Raw genomic sequence first — 21,259 nt, 5'->3', positions numbered from 1 at the left:
CCTAGCCCTCGCCGTCGTCGCCGGAGTCGTCGCCGGGGAGGGTCGGGACACCGACGTCGGGAGTCGCCGCAGGCGTCGGGCCGCCGGCCGAGCAGTCCTGCCCGGGAGCACCCGTCGATACCGACAGCTGGACGTCCGAGCCCATCTCGACCTCGGTGCCCGCCGGCGGGTTCGTGTCGAAGACGAAGCCCGGGCAGTACTGCTCGTTGCCGGCGGTCGTCTCGACGCCCTGCAGGTTGGCCTGGCTGCCGAGGGTCGCCTTGGCGTCCTCCGCGCTCTGCCCGACGACGTCGGGCACCTGGACCATCTCGGCCTCGGGCTCGGTGCCGATGGTCAGGGTGACGCGGGTGTCCTGGTCGACGGTGCCCTCGCCCGGGGACTGGTCCACGACCTTGCCGACGTCGTTCTCGTCGTCGACGGGGGTCGTCTCGATCGTGGAGTCCAGGTTCAGGTCGGCCAGTGCGGCCTCAGCGTCCTTCTGCGTCTGGCCGATGAGGTTGGGCAGATCGACCTGGCCGCTGGCGATCACCAGGTTCACGGCGTCGCCCGGCTCGACGGCCTCGCGGGCCGCAGGGTCGCTGGAGATGACGTGGCCCTCGTCCACCGAGCCGCTGGCCGCCTGGGTGACCTCACCGAGCGTGAGCTCGTTCTCCTCGAGTGCCTGCTCGGCCGCGTCCTGCGACATGCCGGCGAGGTCGGGCATCGCGAACGTGTTGGGCCCGCCCGAGAAGTAGACCTGGACGGTGCTGCCCACCTCGACCGTCTCCCCCGTGGCCGGCGTCGATCTGGTGAGCGTGTTCGCCGGCTCGTCGGACTCCTCGTCGATGAGCTGCGAGAAGACGAGTCCGACCTCGTCGAGCGCGGCCTTGGCGTCCACCGGGCTCATGTCCGCGGTGAGCGCCGGCACGGCGACCGTCTGGGGTTCTTCGGCGCGATCGACGTTGACGAACCAGATGATCGCCACGAGAGCCACCACAGCGACGCCGATGAGCGTCCACATCAGCGCCTTGCGGTTCGGCTTCGACTCGTCGGGCTCCACCGGGCTGCCGGAACCGGTCTGGTCCGGCGGCAGCGCCGTCGTCCCCCACGGGGAGGCCTGGTTCGGGTTCATGACCTGCGTGGACATCGGGTCGCCGTACACCTGGGTGGCGGCGTAGCCTGCCGCCGCTCCGGCCGCGGCCGCGCCGACGGCGGGAGCACCGACGGCGCCGCCCCGGATGGCGGCCTCGAGGTCGGCCCGGAACTCGGCGGCCGAGGAGTACCGCTGGTCGCGGTTCTTGGTCAGCGCCTTGAGCGTGATGCGGTCCAGGACGTCGGGGACGTCGTTGGCGATCTCGCTCGGGCGCTGGGCCTCCTGGCCGACGTGCTGGTAGGCCAGCGCGACGGGCGAGTCCCCGACGAACGGGGGCCGGCCGGTGAGCAGCTCGAAGAGCACGCAGCCGGTCGAGTAGAGGTCGGAGCGCGCGTCGACCTGCTCGCCGCGGGCCTGCTCCGGCGAGAGGTACTGCGCGGTCCCGATGACGGCCTGGCCCTGCGTCATCGTCGCCGCGGAGTCCGCGATCGCCCGCGCGATGCCGAAGTCCATCACCTTCACGGCCCCGGTGGGCGTGATCATGACGTTGGCCGGCTTGATGTCGCGGTGCACGATGCCCGCGTGGTGGGAGTACTCGAGAGCGCTGAGGATGCCGACGGTGATCTCCACGGCCTCCTCGATCGGCACCGCGGCGCCGTCGGCGAGGATGTCGCGGACCGTGTGGCCCTCGACGTACTCCATGACGATGAACGGGATGTGGATCGACTGACCTGTCGCGTCGGTCGCCGTGTCCTCGCCGGTGTCGTACACCGAGACGATGGCCGGGTGGTTCAGCGCGGCGGCCGACTGGGCCTCGCGACGGAACCGGGCGAGGAACGACGGGTCGCGCGCCAGGTCGGAACGCAGCACCTTGATCGCGACCGTGCGGCCGAGGCGTGCGTCGTGACCGATGTGTACCTCGGCCATGCCGCCGCGGCCGATGAGCTCACCGACCTCGTACCGGCCAGCGAGTACTCGGGGTGTGTTCTCCACCACTCAGTCGTCCTTCTCGGTCGTGGTCGCGCCCAGCGGGCACGACCGGTCTGGGAGCATCATCCCAGAGACGGGAACGGTCAACGCCCGCAACGCCGCAGGCCTCGTCGTGAATGCACCGGCCGCGACGAGTGCCGCGGCGTCGGCAGGGTCGTCGCCCCCGAACAGCGCGCTCAGCAGCGACGCGATCGCCAGGACGGCGAGCAGACCCAGCAGGGCCAGCAGCGGCCACGAGAACCGGCCGAGCGGACCGAGCCGCTGCCCGGTGGTCGTCGACGCCCGGGTCGGCTTGACCGGCTCGTCGGCGCGTGGGGGCGTCGTGCTGCGGCTCCGTGTCCCCTGCGGCGGGGTCGGACGCGACATCGACGAGCCGGCACGCAGGTCGCGGCGGGCGGGATAGGTGCGCTGGGAGGGTGCGGCGGACGCTGTTGGTGCGGGTCGACGAGGTGCCGGGACCTCGGGCGCGTCCGGCGTCGCGGTCGAGGCGTCGTCGGCGGGCTCGACGCCGCGCGCGTCGTCGGGCCGGGCGTGGCGCACGGGTGCGGGCTTGCCGGTCCGCGCCGCGCGCCGCGCGGCCCGGGAGCGAGCGCCCAGCGGGTCCTCGGCGATCTCCAGGGCGAGCTGGTCGAGCTCCTCGGCCAGGGCCTGGCCCGACGCCGGTCGGCGGCTCGGGTCCTTGGCGAGCATCCGCATGACGACGTCGACGAGCCCGGGGTGGACCGTCGAGGGCAGCGGCGGCACGGCAGCGTTCACGTGCGCGACGGCGATGTCCACCGGCGTCGAACCGGTGAACGGGCGTCGTCCTGCCGTGCCTTCGTACGCGACGATCCCCAGGGCGTAGATGTCGGACGCCGGGGTGGCGGCCTGACCGACGGCCTGCTCCGGGGAGAGGTACTGAGCCGTGCCCATGACCATGCCGGTGGCCGTCATCGTGACCTGGTTCGCCGCGAGGGAGACGCCGAAGTCGGTGATCTTCACGCCACGTCCGTTGTGCTCCAGCAGGATGTTGCCCGGCTTGACGTCACGGTGCACCACCTTGGCCAGGTGGGCGTGGTGGAGGCCGCGAGACGTGGCCGCCAGGATCGGCAGGAGCTTGCGGGGCGCGACGACGGGCTCGCGCTCCAGGAGGTCGGCGAGCGGCTCACCGAGGACGAGCTCCATGATGAGGAAGCCCGCACCGTCCTGCTCGCCGTAGTCGTACATCTGGGCGATGTTCGGGTGCGAGAGTGCGGCGCTGTTGCGCGCCTCGGTCCGCAGGCGCTTGAGGAAGTCCTCGTTGCCCGTGTACTCCTCGCGCAGCACCTTCACGGCGACGTCGCGGCCCAGGTAGCTGTCGTCGGCGACCCAGACCTCACCCATGCCGCCGATGGCGATCCGTCGCGTCAGTCGGTAGCGGCCGCCGAGCGAGATGCCCACTGCCGGTCTCATCCGTTGAGCACCGCCTCGATGACCGCCTTGGCGATCGGTGCGGCAACGCGGCCACCGGTGGCCTCAGAACCCATCGACCCGCCCTGCTCGACGACGACAGCGACGGCGACCTGCGGGTCGTCCGCCGGGGCGAAGCCGGTGAACCAGGCGTGCGGGGGGACATCGGTGCTGGTCTGTGCGGTGCCCGTCTTCCCGGCCACCGACACGCCGGAGATCTGAGCGGCCGTCCCGGAACCGTCCTCGACGACACCGATCATCATGTCGGTGAGCTGGGCGGCGGTCTCGCTGGAGATGGCGTCACCAAGTCCGGAGGGCCGTGTCTCGTCCACGACCTCGAGCTGCGGGTCCCGGATGCGTTCCACGGAGTACGGCGCCATGAGCTCGCCGCCGTTCGCGATGGCCGCGGTCGTCATCGCGACCTGCAAGGGCGTGACCTTCACGTCGCCCTGTCCGATGGCCGAGAGCGCGACCCGGTCCGGCGTGAGCGTGTCTGGGTCCGGGTACACGCTGGCCGCCGTGGCGAACGGGATCGCCGGCGCCTCGCCGAAGCCGAAGTCCGCCGACTGCTCGGACAGTGCCTCCGCACCCAGATCGACGCCCAGCTCGGCGAAGGCGGTGTTGCACGAGATCCGCAGGGCGTCGGCCAGGCTCTGCTCGTTGGTCGGCGAGCAGGCCTCTCCGCCGTAGTTGGGCAGGTCCGTCGAGGTTCCGGGCAGGGTGTAGGTGACGGGTGCGGGGATCTGGGTGTCGGGCTGGTAGTCACCGCTCTCGAGGGCGGCGGCCGTGGTGATGAGCTTGAACGTCGATCCCGGCGGGTACAGCCAGTTCGACGCGCGGCTGAGCAGCGGGTCGTCCTCGTCGTTGAGCAGGTCGAGGTAGGCCTGGTTCGCGGCGCCGGTGTCGTGCGTAGCGAGGTCGTTGGGGTCGTACGTCGGCTTGGACACCAGCGCCAGCACCCGACCGGTGGACGGTTCGAGGGCGACGACGGCGCCGCGCTGGTCCCCCAGCGCGTCCCAGGCGGCCTGCTGCGCCTCGGGGTCGATCGTGAGCTCGACCGAGGAGCCCTGGGGGTCCGTCCCGGTGAGGAGGTTCTGCAGGCGGTCCACCCACAGGGCGTCGGCGGAGCCCGCGAGGAAGTCGTTCTCGGACTTCTCGATCGCTGACGTGCCGCTCACCAGCGAGTAGTAGCCGGTCAGCGGCGCGTAGAGCCGCGGGTGGGCGTACTCGCGCTGGTAGTTCCACTCGTCGTCCACCGGGACCGAGCTCGCGATGGCCTCGTCCCCCACCACGATGGGGCCGCGGTTGGTGCCGAACTGCGCGTAGAGCGAGCGCGCGTTGCGAGGGTCGTCGTTGAGGGCCTCGGCCCGGAAGAACTGGATCCACGTCGTGGAGACCAGCAGCGCCAGGAACATCACCATGACGATGCCGGCGAGACGGCGGGTGGTCGTGTTCACGCGCTGTCACCTCCTCGGCGGTCGTCTGGGTTCGCGGGGTCGATCCGTTCGGTGGGCGGCGCCGGGGGCGCCGTCGGGGTCCCGGTGGACCCCCCGCTCGCGTCGCGGTCCGCGACGCTGCGCCGCGGCAGGGGCAGGCCTGCGGCCGGGGTCCCGGCGTCCGGCGTGCCGGTGGAATCCTCTGCACCGCCGACCAGCACGGGCGCGGCGTCGCGGGCACCACCGGCACCCACCTGACCGCGGACGGGCAGGTCGGACGGGCGTCGGGCGCTGTCGGAGATGCGCAGCAGCAGAGCGATCACGATCCAGTTGGCCAGCAGGGAGGAGCCACCCTGGGCCATGAAGGGCAGGGTCAGGCCGGTCAGCGGGATGATGCGCGTGATCCCGCCGACGACGACGAAGATCTGCAGCGCCATGACGAACGCGAGGCCGCCCGCCAGGAGCTTGCCGAACCCGTCGCGCACGGACAGCGCCGACTTCAGTCCGCGCTGCACGATGAGCAGGTAGGTCAGCAGGATGGCGGCGAGCCCCGTCAGGCCCAGCTCCTCGCCCAGCGCCGCGTAGATGAAGTCGGAGAACGCGTAGGGGATCTGGAACGGTCGGCCCGCGCCCCAGCCGGTGCCGAACAGCCCGCCGTTCGCCATGGAGAACTGGCCTTGCACGAGCTGGTACGAACCGCCCACCTTCTGGTCGTACTGCGAGGCGTCGAACGGGTGCAGCCACACGTCGACGCGCGCCCCGACGTGCGGGAAGAGGCGCGCGGCCGCCACGGCGCCGACGGCGAACAGCGTCAGGCCCAGCACGATCCAGCTCGACCTCGCCGTCGCCTGGTAGAGCATCGCCACGAACAGGCCGAAGAACAGCAGCGACGTACCGAGGTCGCGCTGCATCACCAGGACCACCAGCGAGGCGGCCCACACGAGCAGGATCGGTCCGAGGTCGCGCAGCCGCGGCAGGTGCAGACCGAGGAACTTCGGCCCGGCGAGCGCGAGCGTGTCCCGGTTCACGACGAGGTACCCCGCGAAGAACACGGCGAAGGCGATCTTCGCGAACTCCGCGGGCTGCAGCGAGAAGCCGCCGACGGTGATCCAGATCCGGGCGCCGTTGATCTCCGTGCCGATCCCGGGGATCAGCGGGAGCGCGACCAGCACCAGGCCGACCAGCATCGCCGTGTACGTGTAGCGGCGCAGCCAGCGGTGGTCCTTGAGCAGCCACAGCAGCGAGAAGGCGACGACGGCGCCGATGAGGGACGCGGTGAGGTTGCCCTGGGCGTCGGCGGGCCCCATGTTCGCGGCCCCGGAGATCTCCAGGCGCCAGATCATCGCCAGGCCGATGCCGTTGAGCAGGACGACGGCGGGCAGGATCACCTGGTCCGCCCAGGGTGCGCGGAACCGCAGCACCAGGTGGGCCACGAGCGCGGTGCCGGCGAGCAGGAGGCTGCTGGTCCAGAAGCCCTCGGGCAGCTCGCCGCGGATCGACAGCCCCACCATCGCGAAGCCGCCGATGCCGCCGGCCAGCGCCAGGATCAGCAGGTAGATCTCGGCGATCCGGAGCGGTCGACGCTGTCGCGGCGCCACCGTGGGATTCTCGGAGGTCACGCGCTGGCCCCCTCGGCAGCGGCCTCCGAGGCCGCGGGGTCGGACGCCGTCGCCGGGCTGCTCGCGCCGGGCGAGGGCGAGACCGCGGGCGACGGGGAGACGGACGGGCTGGGCGTCGGCGTGGGTGTGGGTGTCGGGAGCGCGTCGGCGATGAGCCGGTCGGCGCGCTCGACGGCCTCGTCCTTGGACGACGCCGTGATGGTGCCGTCCAGCTGGTCGACCCAGTACTCCGGCAGGTCGTCGACGGACGTCCCGGTGAGCTCCACGGGCCGGGACAGCGTGATCGGACCGGCATCCTGCGGGATGCCCTGGAAGACCGCGACCTGGCCGTCGGCCACCCCGACGTAGTACTGCTGCTGGGTCCAGCCGTACGCCCACCAGCCGGCGTAACCCACGGCACCGAGGACGACCAGGATCACGAGGACGCCGATCCAGGGACGGCGCTTCGGCCGTGCGTCCTCGTCATCCTCGTCCTCGTCGTCGTCCGTACCGCCCTGCTCAGACGACGCGTCGGCCGGGGCGTCCGTCGTCGGGCGGGCCAGCGCGGGAGTGACGCCCGAGGCGGCGGCGCCCACGACCTGGGTGCCGGCGGTCGGCGCGGTCTCGGTGTCATCGACGATCTCGGCGACCACGACGGTGATGTTGTCGGTGCTGCCCGCCGCCATGGCGAGCGTGATGAGCATGTCGGCGGCTTCGTCGGGTGACTCCGAGTCGACCAGCACCTCGGTGATCTGGTCCACGGGGACGAACCCGGACAGGCCGTCGGAGCAGAGCATCCAGCGGTCCCCGGCGCGGGCCTCGCGGATCGACATGTCCGGCGTGAGGTCGACGTCGAAATCGCCGAGGACCCGCATGACGACGTTGCGCTGCGGGTGCGTCTCGGCCTCGTCCGGCGAGATGCGGCCGGTGTCGACGAGGTGCTGGACGAAGGTGTGGTCGATGGTGACCTGGGCGAGCGTCTCGTCACGCAGCAGGTAGGCGCGCGAGTCGCCGAGGTGCGCCATCGCGAGCGTGTTCCCCGAGCGCAGCAGGGCCGTGACGGTGGTGCCCATGCCGGCGAGGTCGGGTTCGACCTCGGAGGCGTGCACCAGGTCCTGACGGGCCTGCTCGACCGTGCGTTCCAGGTCGGCCAGAGCCTGCTCGGGTCCGTGGTCGGCGGTGTCGAGCGGGGCCAGGGCCGCGATGGCCAGGCTCGAGGCGACGTCGCCGCCCGCATGGCCGCCCATGCCGTCCGCGACGACGAGGAGGTTGGGTCCGGCGTAGGCCGAGTCCTGGTTGTCGCTACGGACGAGCCCGACGTCGGACCGCGCCGCATAGCGCAGGGCGAGGGTCATCCCGGGTCACCCCTGCAGCTCGACGACAGAACGACCGATCTGCACGCTGACGCCGGCCGGCAGATGCACGGGCGAGGTGACCTTCTGGTCCCCGATGTAGGTGCCGTTGGTGGACCCGAGGTCCTCCACGTACCACTGGTCACCCTGGGGGAAGATGCGCGCGTGACGCGACGAGGAGAAGTCGTCGTCGAGCACGAGCGTGCAGCTCGGCGCGCGACCGATGAGGATCGACGACGTCGTCAGCGGCAGGGTGGTCCCCGTGAGCGGACCGGCCACCACGACCAGGCGCGAGGGTCCCGAGCGCGACGGGGCGGGCGGGCCGACGGGCTGGGCGGACGAGGCGCTCGCGTCGGCGGACCCCTTGTCCTTGCGCCGTCCGCGCGGTGTGCGCAGAGCCAGGTCGCGGCGCAGCACGGCGACCGCGGAGAGCACGAACACCCAGAGCAGCACCAGGTAGCCCAGCCGCAGCAGGGTGAACGTCAGCTCGTTCATCCTCGGTCGATCACCAGTCCTCGGTCTGCCGGCCGGCGGAGGTGCCGGTCCAGAACATGATGCGGGTGCGACCGATGGTCAGCGTGTTGCCGTCCAGCAGGGTCGCCGCCGGGACCTGGTGGCCCTCGACGAAGAGTCCGTTCGTCGAGCCCAGGTCGGTGGCGACGACACCCTCGGGGGCGACGCGGATCTCGAGATGGCGGCGGGACACGCCGGGGTCGTCGACCACGATGTCTGCCTCGGCGTCACGGCCAATGACGGTGACGGGCCCGGTGAGCAGGTAGCGCTGCCCGTCGATGTCGATCAGCGGGTGACGGGTGCTCGGGGCCGAGCTCGTCGCCGGTGCGACGTTGCCGCGCACCGTGGCGGAGCGGAGCTGGAAGCGCCCGCCCGTCAGCTCCTCGTGGTCCTCGAAGGAGACGCTCACCGGGCCGACGAACGCATAGTGCTGCGACGCGGCGTACTCGGTGAGGTTGGAGGCGAGCTCGTCGGCGAGAGTCTCCGCGCCCCAGCTCTGCACCTGGTCGAAGTCGGCGGGCGAGAGCTCGATGGTGAACTCGTTCGGCGCGACCGTGCGGTCGTGCCCGACGACGGCGGCACGGTCGTCGATCTCGCGCCGCAACCGGCTCGCGAGCTCCACTGCTTTGACCTCGCCACCACGCCCGACCTTCGCGAACGCGTTGTTCATCACCCGCTCGACGCTCTTCTCGAAGCGATCCAGCGCTCCCATGCCACCTCCTCTCGTCGACCCGCAACCGTTTGCGGGCAGACTATCCAGATCGTAGGCAGCGGCGCACCACCCTCGCCCGGGAACCTGTGGATTTCGTGCGAATCCCTCGCGCAGAGTCGGGCGCGCAGGTCACGGGGCGGTCACGGGGGTGTCGTGCGAACGGCGGCCGGGTCGCGCACCCGGTCCACCGCGCCGTCCGCCCGGCACGTTCGTGTGACGCACGTCCCGGCGTCGGGCCGCGGAACGGGTTGGGATCTGAGGGCGTCGCCGTGCTAATCTCCTACGGCACGCGCGAGTGGCGGAATAGGCAGACGCGCACGGTTCAGGTCCGTGTGCCCGAAAGGGCGTGGGGGTTCAACTCCCCCCTCGCGCACGTGAGGGCCGTTTCTTTGGAACGGCTCAGGTGTGAACGAATCTCCCGTCCGGAGTGATCCGGGCGGGAGATTTGTCGTTTCTGGGTGGTTCGTGGCCGGTCGTGAGGCGCTCGTGGCACGTCGCGAGTGCTGGTTCTGGCTGCCAAGGCTGGTCGGTGGCGTCATCGGGGCGGTTCCGGGCGTGCGGGGTCCCGATGGTCTTTCGTGGTGGTGACGGCGGGTGCGCCGTGGGCTGTGGTGCTCGGTGGGGTCAGGGGCCGCGGGTGCGGTAGATCGGATCGGGTGTGATCGCTTCGGGTTCTTCGTCGAGCTCGATCTGCCAGGGGTCGGGGCGGTCTCGCTCGAGGTGCCACTGGTGGAGGCGCTTGGCGTTGTAGCCCAGCATCGCCAGGGCCAGGAGGAAGGCAGTGCCGAAGAATCCGCGGACGCGTAGGTAGCCGCGGTTGATGTTGCTGGCGTTGTAGCGCACGTTGCCGAAGAGGCCTTCGACGAGGGTGCGGCGGTCGTAGGAGCGTCCCCACTCGCTGGTCTGCCACAGGTGGCGCTCGCGGTCGCGCTCGAGATCGGTGTCGGCGACGGTGACCGTCAGGCCGCAGCCGCAGGGCACGTCCGGGGTGCAGTTGGTGGTCGGGATTTCGGGGCCCCGCCGCATCGAGGCGGGGTTGTTGGGGCAGCGGACGTGGCCGGCGAGGGCGGGGCCTTTGAGTCGCTGGGTTCCTCGGCGGTCGTCGTGGCGCGAGTGAGCGACGAAGAAGTGGCATCGGCGAGCGTCGAAGAGCTCCCGGCTGCGGCTGACGTCCCCGGAGCTGTCTCGGGGGTTGGGTGCCACGAGGTCACGCTGGGTTTGTGGCAGTGAGTTGGACGCGAGGTGGCCGTCTTGCCAGATGGTTCCGGCCACAGGGCCGGGGCGGGTGCCGCGTTGGCTGGCGTGGAGGTCCATGACGACGGAGATGCCGCGCTGACGCAGCTTGCGAGCGAACCGCTCGGGCTTGGCGGTGCTGTAGCCGCGGTCGACGATGACCTCGGTGATGCGTTGTCGGGTGTTGCTGAGGGCGTCGAGAAGGTTGATCGCCGCCGAAGGTACGTCTCGTGAACCGGGGCGCAGTGCGATCCCTAGGCACAGTTGTGGGATGGGGTCACCTCCGACCGGTGGGGCGCCGACGATCATGTGGACGGAGTACCCGAGAAACCTCGTGATCTGGCGACGGTCGGTCGCTGTGCGGTGACCCCAGCCGGCGGTGTGGTCGGGGGACCAGTAGGTCCGTCCTGCAGCGTCGATCATCGGCACGTGGGGGTGGGCATGGATCTCAAAGTCGGTGCTGTCGACGGCGGCAGTGCTGGGCAGTGGGACGGACTCGGGGATGCCGGCGAGCACGAGGAAGCTGATCAGCGAGTCGAGGTTGTCGGCGATATAGGTGCAGCCTTCCGGGCACGGAGCCACTTCCCCGGTGCGGGGATCCGCGACGACGTCGTGCGTGTGCTGCGAGAACGCACCGGTCTCGATCTCGCGGACGATGGCGCGGTAGCCGCTGTAGAGGCGGCGGTACGTGATGTCGGTCTTGATCGGGAACCCGAGCTGGAGCCTCTCCGACCTGGACAGCGTCTTGAGGCCGGCGTTGACGTTGGTGAGCGTGAAGCGATCCGGGGTGTTCAGGGTGTGGAAGACCAGGGCGGCCAAGACAGCATGGACGGGATAGGTACGCCGGCGGCCCTGGGACCGGTAAGTCGCCGCCACGAGTCGGCGACCAAGGGCGCTGTTCGCGACGGCCGCTGATCGACGCAACCTTTGGCTGACCGTGTAGGGAACGGTGTGCCACGAGATGGTGCTGGCCAGCTGCTTGTTCGCCTCCGCCTTGCCCCCGGGTGTCGTCATCGCCCGATGACCTCCGCGACGAGCTCGTTCTGGTCCAACGGTGGCATGTACTTCATGACATGACTGAACGTCTTCCACGATGTCAGGCCGGCCATCTGCGCCAGGGCGTTGAGGTGGACGCGGTTGTTGAGGTGGTCCAGCATCCAAGTGGCGCGCAGCCGGTGCGTCTTGATGTCGGGGCAGTCGGCGGGGCGTTCGATGTGCTCCATCAGGTGGCCCAAGGGCGAGCGTTCCCAGTCCTTGGCGACGAAGCCCAGGATCGTTGAGCCGGGATCCTCCGCGGCGATCTGGGCGAGGATCGCGTCGTAGGGCGGGGTGATCGGGATGATGCGCGCCCGCTCGCCGTGGACGACCAAGCAGAGATGACCGGCGTGCTCCACCAGGTCGTCCGTCATCGCTGCGCGGGCCTCCCGCGGGTAGACGCCGGTGCCGAGCCCGAGGGCGAGCAGCGCCGTGAAGCGGCGCCGCTGCAAGGCAGTGCGCTGGTGGGCCGCGACGTCAAGTAGGCGCGTGATCTCGACCGGGGTGTAGGGGGCAACGGTGTAGTCGGCGCGCATCTGTCGCGGCAGGGGTGCCCAGGGCGCTCGGCGGGTCAGGGTGGTGGAGAAGCGTCGCAGGTCGGCGCGGCGCGTGGCCCGTGAGGACTCGGCCAGGCGGGTACATCCCACGGCGATGTATCGCTCGACGACGTCGGGGTGGAAGATCGCCTCGCGGTCCAGGGGGTGGCCCTGGCGATGTGCCCACACGATGAACTGACTCAAAGTCCTCATGGACTCCGTGGCCCGGCGTGCGTCGGTGGGGTGCAGGTCGAGGGCAGCCTGCCGCGTGAATTCCGCGACGGGTTCCCAGAAGTCGGAGCGCAGGGCGTTCGGGACGTAGGCACGCACCCGTTCGGCAGCAAGCGCAGCGGCGTCGTCGGCGTGGCGGTTGACGGAGTGGGTTCCAGAAGAGCACGCTGAAGGCATAGAAGAGCCCCAATCGAGGTGGGAACTTCCTGCAGCGGGAGTAGCGTCCCGCTGATGCAAGGCGATCGGGCTCGGGAGTTGCAGCTCCTGGGCCTTTTTCGCGCCTCGGCGCCCTGCGCCGATCCGGCTCAGACCATCGCGGCTCCGGCATCGTCGTCGAGTGCCTTGGCAAGAAGGTCCGCATGGACGGCCGTCACTGGCCGTCCCGTCCGGTGCGCGACTTCATACAGCCGTTGCGCGGTGCGGGCGGGAATGCGCGCGTCGAAGCGGACGAGTTCGTCAGGCTGATAGACGCGCGGGCGCGACGACCGGCGTCCGGTCCTCGCAGATCGGACCTCGACCCTGTCCCTCGGCTCCATCGCTGCGTCCTCTCGTCTGCCTCGTCCACTCCCACAAACACCGGATCCGTGGATCCGTCGTGTCGGGTGGTTGGGCCGACTCAGAGGACGGTGGTCAGCCGCACCTCGAGTGCCGCGGTCTGGAGCCGCAAGCCAGCTCCCGCACCTTGTACGGGTAGCAGTTCCAGAATAGGCGCCCGCCCCCCGATGTCACGAGGACGCGCGGGGCCACCCGACGCCCAGCGCGGGTGCTCGGTCCGAGCGGAGGGTCGAGGGCGTGAGACGGATCCGATGGACCAAAGTTGTGCAGCACGCTGCTGCACAATTGCTCCCGGGGCCACCGAGCTCCCCCGGGCTCCACTCGATCTTCAAGTAGCAGAGGGCCTCGAGCTGCGAGGATTCGGGTCCCACGCCCCAGACGCGCAACTACGCTGGCTGACGAGCTGGGGCGAGAGCGTCCGCAGCGACGTCGTCCCGGTCGACGGACTCGTCGACATCCCCGTGCTCGGCGAACTGACGAGCAGGGACGGCCGGCGTGCGTGGTCAAAGCTGAGCGTCGTCCAGCACAGTTTTCCTCCGGGGTCCAGGTTCGCGTTGATCGAAGGCGACGTGACTCAGGCGCAACGGCGCCGTGTCACTCGAGAGTATGGAGCCAATGTCCTGGTCGTGAGTCCAGACCCGGGCGTGGGACTCATAGTGAGCGAGCTCAACGAGGGGCGGGCGGGGACCGCAGAACGGGTAGGTGAAACCTGATCCTCCCTTGGAGGCGTCGCGGGTGAATAAAGGTGCTCGAACTGGACATATGGCGTCGTGATCTTCGTCTGCTGGACGGCTGTCGTAGACAGGCTCGATGGGATGCTCTAGTTTTCGCGTCACCAGACGCGGCGCGTGTATCCGCAGTCACTGGGGCCAGCGTCACGGGCGGCTGGTTGGTCTGCTGGGCGTTGTGGCTCGGCTCGTGTCGGGGAGTTGGGCCGGTATGGCTGCTCTGGTGTCGTTCGCTGGTGTCCCGGAGGCGTGGTTCCGCAGGATCGCGGTGACCGCAGCGGTGACCGCCGTGTCGGTGGGTGTCACGGGGACGTATCTGCCGAACCCTGCTGCCGCGGTGGTAAACGCTCCCGCGCAGGCGGTGGCGCCGGCTTCGGTGGCGACGGGTAAGCCGCTGCGGGGTTCGCATGGCGCGTTGGTGGCGCCGGACGGTGTGTCGGCGCAGGTGAACGCGCGGCTCGCGGGGGAGCGGGTGGAGGACCTGTCGCAGCGTACGGAGTCCTCGTCGACGTTCGCGATGCCGGATGGGTCGTGGCAGTCGGCGTTGTCGTTGTCGCCGGTGTGGGTGCGTACGGGCGGCGATGGCACGGTCGAGGATGACTGGGAGCAGTTCGACGCCACTTTGGAGCCGGGAGACGGCGGGTTCCGTCCGGTGGCTCACCCGGGGGGTGTGGTGGTCTCGGGGGCGCAGGACGCGGGTAAGGATGGCGTCAGTGTGGTGGCGTCGTTGACGGACCCGGCCACGGGTGTGACCTCGGAGCTGACGTTCCCGGGTGATCTGCCGGCCCCGGACGTGACGGGTGAGCGGGCCGTGTTCGCGGGCGTCGAGGCCGGCGTGGACATGGTCGTGGACGTCACGGGCGGTGGTGTGGAGCAGTACTTCGTCATCCACGAGGCCCCGGCCGACCCGGCTGCGGTGGAGCTGGACCTGGGGTTGAGCGCTGAGGGTGCCACGGTCAAGCAGCCGAAGAAGGCTCTGGTGGATCTGGTGGTGGGCGGGCAGGTGGCGGCGCGTGCCGCGAGCCCGGTGATGTGGGACGCGACGGCCGATGCCCAGCTGGCCAACCCGGTGACCGAGCAGTGGTCGGCCGAGCAGCCCCCGCTGTGGGCGGGCACCCCGGCGGACCTGGACGACCTGACCGACTCCGACGCCGCCTCGAGCAAGGACGACTCGAGCGATGCGGAGTCGGACGTGGCTGCCGCGGGTGAGGCGCCGGTGTTGGATGCGGGTGTCACTGAGGTGGTGCCGGTCGAGGTGACCGTCGAGGGCGACTCCGCGGCGGTGACGATGTCGCCGGGGGAGGAGTTCTTGACCGACCCGGACGTGCAGTATCCGGTGGTGGTGGATCCGTCGGTGAGTCTGGGGCTGCCGCGGGACACGTTCGTGCAGACCGACTGGTCTGATGATGCGTCGTTGCAGACGGATCTGCGGGTGGGGACGTACAACGGGTCGGACAGGGCGCGTTCGTTCCTCAACGTCGATGTGAGCAAGATCAAGGGCAAGAAGATCCTCTCGGCGAAGTTGAACCTGTGGCAGTTCCACTCATGGTCGTGCACGGCGAAGTCGTGGGAGGTGTGGTCGGCGAACCTTGCCGAGACGGGCACGGTGTGGGGTAACCAGCCGGCGATGATCAACAAGTGGGCGACCAGCACGGACACCAAGGGTCACAGCTCGGGGTGCGCGGACGGCTGGTCGAACGTGACGATCACGGACCTGGTCCAGGCGTGGGCGGACCAGTCGCCGACGACGCGCGGGCTGGCGCTCAAGGCGACCTCGGAGACCGACACCTACGGCTGGAAGCGGTTCAACTCGACGAACGCCGCCTCGGGCAAGCCGACGATCACGGTGTCGTACAACTCGTACCCGAACACCCCGGCCAGCGCGTCGTTGAACTCCAGCCAGTACAACTGGTACCCGTCGAGCACGGATGCGAACAAGCAGTTGTTCGTCAAGACGACGAAGCCGACGTTCTCGGCCGTGGTGTCCGACCCGGACGGTGGGAACGTGTTCGCGTGGTTCGACGTGCTGCAGGGTTCCACGCAGGTGTGGGACAACCTGGCCGGTAAGACGGTCGCTTCGGGTGGCACGTCGACGTTCACCCCGACCACCTCGACGCCGGCGTTGAGCAACGGCACGACGTATTCCTCGCGGGTGTTTTCCCATGACGGGTCGCTGTACTCCAAGGCGTACAAGTCGTTGTGGACGTTCACGGTCGACACGACCAAGCCCACCACCCCGAGCATCACGGCGTCGGGGTACGACCCCGGGCAGTGGAAGGACACCGCGCCGACGTCGAACACGTTCACCTTGAAGTCGACCTCGACGGACGTGGTGCGGTTCGAGTACTCCCGCGACGGCGGAGCGTGGACGTCCGTGGCGGCATCAGGGTCGACCCCGACCGCGAGCGTGCCGTGGAATCCGGGCGCCGGCGCCCACACGCTGAAGGTCCGCGCGATCGACAAGGCGGCGTGGGCGTCGCCTGAGGTCACGTTCTCGTTCGGTTCGGGTGGGGCGGCGCTGTCCGCGCCCGCCTCGGACACCAAGTCGACTGACACGTTCTTGGTCAAGGCGACCGCGCCGACGGCGGGGTCGGGCACCGTGACGCGGTCGATCTGGTGGCGAGCCTCGGGGGTCAGTCCTACCGGGGATGCGACGAGCAACGGCTCGACGGCAGGGTGGACCAAGGACATCGACCTGCCGGCGGTGCCGGCGGGGGCCGCGGTGAGCGTGTCGGAGCCGTGGTCGGCGGCGGCCGCGGCGGCGTCGCTGGGTAAGGAGCGTGTCCCGGTGCTGTTGGACGTGCAGGTGTGCTTCACCTACTCGGCCACCGGCACGGTGCGGTGCACGTGGAACAGCGCCAAGTCGCATCGTTCGACGGTGGTGCGGGTGCCGCACGCCTTCGGTGACAACTACCCCACCGCGGACGCGGGCCCGGGGCAGGTCGCGTTGTGGACGGGTGAGTTCAACACCTCCGCCACCGACGTGTCGGTGCCCGGCTACGTCGGGGACCTGTCGATCTCGCGGTCGTACTCATCCCAGGCCGGCATCGAGGAATCGTCGGTGTTCGGGCCGGGCTGGTCGGCGTCCTTCGACGGCACCGATGTCGGTGTCGCGGGCTGGCAGGTCGTGGACAACACCGGGATCGACGGCACGATGGCGTTCATCGACGACGAGGGCGGCGCGCTGGTCTTCCGTCAGCCCGACGGCGGGCGCGAGTTGGGCAAGACCGGCACGTACACGCCGGTGGACTCCGAGACCGCCGAGACCGGTGCCACGTTCCGCAAGGACGGGTCGGTCGTCATCTTCACCGACCCGTCGGGCGCGGTCACTCGCTTCGGCTTCGCAGGCGCTACTACCAGCGACCGCGTGTGGCGCGCGACCTCCGTCAGCGAGCCGGGGTCAGCGCGCACGACGTCGTTCGTCTGGGACGCGCAGACCAAGCAGATCACGCGGATCCTCGCGCCGGTCCCGGACGGGGTCACCTGCCCCAGCACCGGTGCGCTCAACGCGGGTTGCCGCGCGGTGGACATCACCTACGGCACCACGACCTCGGCCGGTGAGGTGGTCGGTCAGGTCAAGGAGATCTCCTACACCGCCTTCGACCCCGACCGTACGGGCGGGGCGGGCATGACCACGGTGGTGGTCGCGAAGTACACCTACGACACCGATGGTCGCTTGACGAAGGTCACCGACCCGCGCACGAACCTGTCCACCTCCTACGGCTACGGGACGGCCACGTCGTCGTCCGGGCAGCCGCTGCTCACCTCCGTCACCGAGTCCGGGCTCGAGCCCTGGAGGCTCGCCTACGGCAACTCGTCGCAGGACGCCAAGTCGTCGCTGTTGACGGTGCACCGCGGCAACCCCACCGGTTCGGGTGCGGACGTGCAGGTTGCGAGGTTCGTGTATGGCATCGCCCGTGACGGCAGCAGCGGGCTCCCCGCAGTTGCTGACGAGGTCGCCGCGTGGGGCGAGGCGACCGCGCCGGCTTACGGTGCGGCGGTGTTCGGGCAGGATCGTGCCGTCTCGGCGACGCCCGGGGTCGCGGACTGGCCGTTCGCGGAGCTGCAGTACACCGACGCGCAGGGTCGCCTCACCGCCTCGGCGTCGCACGGGGCCGGGCAGTGGCAGTTCGCTGCGACGCGGTTCGACGATGCCGGGCGGGTCACCCACGCGTGGGACGAGCACGCGACCAGCCAGCTGCGCGCGCAGCGTGCCGAGCAGGGTGATCTTCCCGCTGAGGTGATCGATTCTCATGCGACGATTACGCGGTACAACGCGCCGGTGACTGCTGCGTCGGCGATCACGTGGAAGCCGCCGGGCGGCAGCGCCCAGACCATCGCTGCCGGCACGGTGCTGCTCGCCGCCGGGAGTCTGGTTACCGACACGTGGGAGCCGGCTCGTGAGGTCGACGGGGAGTTGGTGCGTACCCACACCCACATCGACTACGACCAGGGCGCACCGAACGGCCGGGTCAATCCGGTCACGGGGATCGCGTACGGGCTGGCGACCACGACCACGGTCACCCAGGCTGACGGGCTGTCCGGGTCGGCGGACCTCGCCGTGCCCGTCGCCTCGGGCGAGCCGGTCCTGTCTCGTCAGGTGAGCGGGTACATCCCGATCGACGGCAAGTCCGCCATCGACCCCACCTCGGGGTGGAGTCTCGGGCAGGCCACCACGACCACGACCCGCATGGGCGCGGGCGGGGCCTCCTCGGGTGCGGACATCACCACGAAGTTCCGCTACGACGTCGAAGGGCGGCTGCTCGAGGAGCGGCGCCCGGGCTCGGACGGCACCGACGCCGCCACGATCAAGACCGGCTACTACACGACCGGCGTGAACGATGACTTCCCCGCCTGTGGCGGCAAGCCGCAGTGGGCGGGCCTGACCTGCCTGACCACCACCGGCGAGGAGAACCCGACCCTGCCGGTCGAGGCCACCACGAAGTACTCGCTGTACCTCGGGGCCGCGACCGCCACGGAAACCGCAGGCAGCACCGTGCGCACCACCACGACCACGTTCGACACCGCTGGTCGCACGGTGCGCACCGGCACGACGATCACCGGGCTCCCCGGATCTCAGCCCGTCCCGGACACCACAGCCCTCTACGACCCGGCCACCGGCCTGGCGACCGCGACCGTCAGCCTGAACGTGGACGGCTCGGAGAAGGACCGGATCTCGGTCGGGTTCGACGGGTGGGGCCGCCAGGTGTCCTACACCGATACCGATGGCGCCACCACGGCCACGACCTACGACCCGGCCGGACGGGTCCACACCGTCACCGACCCCCAGCGCATGGTCACCTACACCTACAACGGCGCCGGTGAGCATCGTGGGCTGCCCACCACGGCCGAGATCCAGGGCGTGGGTGCGTTCACCGCAACCTACGACGCCGCGGGGAACATCACCCGACAGGCCCTGCCCGGCAACACGGTCGCCCAGCAGCTGACCTACGACCGGGCCGGTGACCTGGCCGAGCAGTCCTACGCCACGATCCCCGCCAGCGGGCAGGACGCCCAGGAGATCCTGGCGTGGACGATGGCCACCGACGTCCAGGGCCGCACCACCCAAATCACCTCCGGTGCCGCGGCCAGCGAGACGGGTGTGGGCCGGGTTCAGCGGTTCGGCTACGACGCGGCCCAGCGGCTCGTCACCGCGAAGGACGTGATCGGGCAGGACTGTGCCACCCGCACCTACGCCTTCGACGTGCGCGGCAACCGTACCGGCCTCACTGCGACGACGGGCACCGACCCCGAGAACCCGTGCGCTACGACCGGGGACACGGTCACCAAGACGTGGACCTACGACACCGCCGACCGCGTGCAGCACGGCGCCAGCGTCAACGGCGCCACTTCGACGCCGTATGCCACCGACAAGTTGGGCCGGCAAACCACTCTGCCTGCCGTCGACACCCCCAGCGCCGCCGGCGGGGACGTGCGCCTCGGCTACTACGACACCGACGCCGCCCACCAGATCGTCCGTGGCGACGTCACCACCACCTACACCCTCGACCCCGCCGGACGCCGCTCCAGCGAGGCCACCACCGGCGGCGACACCGACAGGGCCATCGTCCGTCACTACACCGACACCAGCGACAACCCCGGCTGGGCCGTCAACACCACGGGCACAAAGACCACCACCAGCTGGTACGGCGCATCCATCGGCGGCGACCTCGGCATCGAGACCATCCACACCACCGACACCGCCGATAGCAGTGAGGGCACGGTCGCCAACCTCACCCTCGCCGACCCCCTCGGCTCCGCCGTCACCAGCATCACCATCCCCGCCGCCGGCACCGCGGTCCAACTCGGCGCTGTGGGCTCCTGGGACGAATACGGCAACACCCTCACCACACCGGCCGACGACGGCGCCATCAACTACGCCTGGCTCGGCGCCAAAGAACGCGCCACCAACACCCTCACCGGCCTCGTCCTCATGGGCGCACGCCTCTACAGCTCCACCACCGGCCTGTTCACCAGCGTGGATCCCGTCACGGGCGGCAATACCACGGCTTACGCTTATCCCCAGGATCCCGCGACTAGTCATGACTTGGACGGCCTAAGCCGTAAATGCATGTGCGGCGGATCTTGGATTCTCGCACTCGGCGGTAGCCGAGTAAACTTGTTTAAGTCGTCGGCAAAACCTCCCTACAAGAAGCCCAAGAAGCACACCGTGCAGACGAACCGCAACCGCGGATTGGCTGCGGAAAACTACGTCGCCAGTCAACTCCGCAAGGCAGGATGGACGGTATATACTGGTCGGGGGTATAGGACGGAGCATGGGATGAGGTACCCGGACTTGGTGGTCTTCGACCGCCAGGGGCGTAAACTCATCGTCGAAGTAAAGGTCGGAAATGCGCGGTACTCCAAGACGCAACGGAAAAAGGATCAATGGCTCATGAAGAACGCCGGATTCGACGGGGTGCTTCTGTTCCGGTTCCCCAACTACTAGGAGGCGACACGAAATGATCCTCGCCCCGGAAAGTGCGAGACGAAAAGCGAGGAGCGAGCTCGGTCGAAGACTACGGGCCCTTGGCTACAAGAAATCACCGACAGATAGAGCATGGGTGCGACCGCTGCTAAATGCCCCGAGGTGGATCCACACGGTGCACATAGAGATCTATGCCCTCTATCGAATGGCGTACATACTGGAGGATAATCCAGTGGTTAAGTCGCCCACAGTTCGAGTATGGGCTGGTCCGGTCTCTATCGACAAGCTATACCCCGGGAATGAGGACACCTTTCCAACACCGATGGTGAGCGCTTTTCTCAACGAATCCGAGTTCATCGCTGCCTCCATTGCAGCGGTCGCCCGAGAGTATGCGGCCGCCGGGCTGGACTATGACGGCGAGACAAAAGAGCGCGTCCGCGTTATGCATCACCAGGCCCCTTCAATGCCATTCGCGCTTTTCACCGACGAGGATATCATCCAGTGGCTCGATTGGGTGCTACCGGCGATCGAAGCCAGCTACGAGTACGCGAACACTCACCCCTTCTGAGCAAGATGCATGTCGATCCCGGCAACTGTGGGACGAAGTTTGCGGATCCCGAGAAAAGGGTGACAGCTCAGGACGGGCACGGGGGTCGGCCCGTCTGCGCGGACTGCGGTGGTCGCCGAGCCGCACGGCGCGCGGGTCATGGGTGTGCCTAGAAGGGCGTCAAGGATGTGCCTGACGCCGAGGCCCTCCCCGCGGAGCCGCTGGTCAGCGAGTTTCGGGAACCACCCACGTGAGGGCTGTTTCTTTGGAACGGCTCAGGTGTGAACGAATCTCCCGTCCGGAGTGATCCGGGCGGGAGATTTGTCGTTTCTGGGTGGTTCGTGGCCGGTCGTGAGGCGCTCGTG

General features: G+C 69.5%; 12 protein-coding genes and 1 tRNA gene. 3 read left to right on the top strand and 10 right to left on the bottom strand.

Annotated features, from left to right (window positions below; all coding sequences use genetic code 11):
* Position 1: 1 nt before the first annotated feature.
* The 7 genes from pknB to ACWAT2_RS16325 are packed head-to-tail and all read right to left on the bottom strand — an operon-like array spanning position 2 to position 9,101.
* Entirely contained in the window at positions 2-2,068 is a 2,067-nt protein-coding gene (gene pknB / locus ACWAT2_RS16355; RefSeq protein ID WP_480049115.1) for a Stk1 family PASTA domain-containing Ser/Thr kinase, read from the bottom strand.
* Complete coding sequence (locus tag ACWAT2_RS16350) at positions 2,069-3,493, bottom strand: serine/threonine-protein kinase (RefSeq protein ID WP_480049114.1); 1,425 nt, start codon at positions 3,491-3,493, stop codon at positions 2,069-2,071.
* A complete protein-coding gene (locus ACWAT2_RS16345; protein ID WP_480049113.1) occupies positions 3,490-4,947 on the bottom strand; it encodes a peptidoglycan D,D-transpeptidase FtsI family protein in 1,458 nt (485 codons plus the stop codon). Before ACWAT2_RS16345 ends, ACWAT2_RS16350 begins: the two co-directional genes overlap by 4 nt.
* Complete coding sequence (locus tag ACWAT2_RS16340) at positions 4,944-6,524, bottom strand: FtsW/RodA/SpoVE family cell cycle protein (RefSeq protein ID WP_480049112.1); 1,581 nt, start codon at positions 6,522-6,524, stop codon at positions 4,944-4,946. Before ACWAT2_RS16340 ends, ACWAT2_RS16345 begins: the two co-directional genes overlap by 4 nt.
* Positions 6,525-6,541: 17 nt before the next feature.
* Positions 6,542-7,879, bottom strand: coding sequence for a PP2C family protein-serine/threonine phosphatase (locus tag ACWAT2_RS16335; protein WP_480049111.1), 1,338 nt, complete (start codon positions 7,877-7,879; stop codon positions 6,542-6,544).
* Positions 7,880-7,885: 6 nt separating this feature from the next.
* Positions 7,886-8,371, bottom strand: coding sequence for an FHA domain-containing protein FhaB/FipA (locus ACWAT2_RS16330; protein WP_480049110.1), 486 nt, complete (start codon positions 8,369-8,371; stop codon positions 7,886-7,888).
* Between the two features lie 10 nt (positions 8,372-8,381).
* Complete coding sequence (locus ACWAT2_RS16325) at positions 8,382-9,101, bottom strand: FhaA domain-containing protein (RefSeq protein ID WP_480049109.1); 720 nt, start codon at positions 9,099-9,101, stop codon at positions 8,382-8,384.
* Positions 9,102-9,390: 289 nt separating this feature from the next.
* Between ACWAT2_RS16325 and ACWAT2_RS16320 the strand changes: the two genes are divergently transcribed.
* A tRNA-Leu gene (locus ACWAT2_RS16320) sits at positions 9,391-9,474 on the top strand.
* A gap of 251 nt (positions 9,475-9,725) precedes the next feature.
* Here ACWAT2_RS16320 and ACWAT2_RS16315 read toward each other — a convergent pair.
* The 3 genes from ACWAT2_RS16315 to ACWAT2_RS16305 form a co-directional block, all read right to left on the bottom strand.
* Positions 9,726-11,426, bottom strand: a complete 1,701-nt coding sequence (locus ACWAT2_RS16315; protein WP_480049108.1) for a hypothetical protein — start codon at positions 11,424-11,426, stop codon at positions 9,726-9,728.
* Entirely contained in the window at positions 11,345-12,235 is an 891-nt protein-coding gene (locus ACWAT2_RS16310; RefSeq protein WP_480049107.1) for a site-specific integrase, read from the bottom strand. The genes ACWAT2_RS16315 and ACWAT2_RS16310 overlap by 82 nt, the downstream gene beginning before the upstream one ends.
* Positions 12,236-12,441: 206 nt before the next feature.
* Positions 12,442-12,672, bottom strand: coding sequence for a mechanosensitive ion channel protein MscS (locus tag ACWAT2_RS16305; RefSeq protein WP_480049106.1), 231 nt, complete (start codon positions 12,670-12,672; stop codon positions 12,442-12,444).
* 958 nt (positions 12,673-13,630) lie between these two features.
* Here ACWAT2_RS16305 and ACWAT2_RS16300 point away from each other — a divergent pair.
* The gene (locus ACWAT2_RS16300) at positions 13,631-20,368 is read left to right on the top strand and encodes a DNRLRE domain-containing protein (protein ID WP_480049105.1); all 6,738 of its coding nucleotides are present in this window, start codon (positions 13,631-13,633) and stop codon (positions 20,366-20,368) included.
* Between the two features lie 184 nt (positions 20,369-20,552).
* Positions 20,553-20,915 (top strand): hypothetical protein, encoded by a 363-nt coding sequence (locus tag ACWAT2_RS16295; protein ID WP_480049104.1) that lies wholly within the window; start codon positions 20,553-20,555, stop codon positions 20,913-20,915.
* The last annotated feature ends 344 nt before the right edge of the window (positions 20,916-21,259 follow it).

The sequence above is a fragment of the Isoptericola sp. GX10416 genome, from assembly GCF_056590155.1.
The sequence above is the reverse complement of the archived record's forward strand: the minus strand, read 5'-3'. Positions and strand labels throughout refer to the sequence as shown.

What these genes read in the sequence shown, in the direction of transcription:
- ACWAT2_RS16350 (WP_480049114.1), bottom strand. Translation starts at nt 3,493, where the DNA reads ATGAGACCGGCAGTGGGCATCTCGCTCGGCGGCCGCTACCGACTGACG.
- ACWAT2_RS16305 (WP_480049106.1), bottom strand. Translation starts at nt 12,672, where the DNA reads ATGGAGCCGAGGGACAGGGTCGAGGTCCGATCTGCGAGGACCGGACGC.
- ACWAT2_RS16295 (WP_480049104.1), top strand. Translation starts at nt 20,553, where the DNA reads ATGGCGTACATACTGGAGGATAATCCAGTGGTTAAGTCGCCCACAGTT.
- ACWAT2_RS16330 (WP_480049110.1), bottom strand. Translation starts at nt 8,371, where the DNA reads ATGAACGAGCTGACGTTCACCCTGCTGCGGCTGGGCTACCTGGTGCTG.
- ACWAT2_RS16335 (WP_480049111.1), bottom strand. Translation starts at nt 7,879, where the DNA reads ATGACCCTCGCCCTGCGCTATGCGGCGCGGTCCGACGTCGGGCTCGTC.
- ACWAT2_RS16325 (WP_480049109.1), bottom strand. Translation starts at nt 9,101, where the DNA reads ATGGGAGCGCTGGATCGCTTCGAGAAGAGCGTCGAGCGGGTGATGAAC.
- ACWAT2_RS16300 (WP_480049105.1), top strand. Translation starts at nt 13,631, where the DNA reads ATGGCTGCTCTGGTGTCGTTCGCTGGTGTCCCGGAGGCGTGGTTCCGC.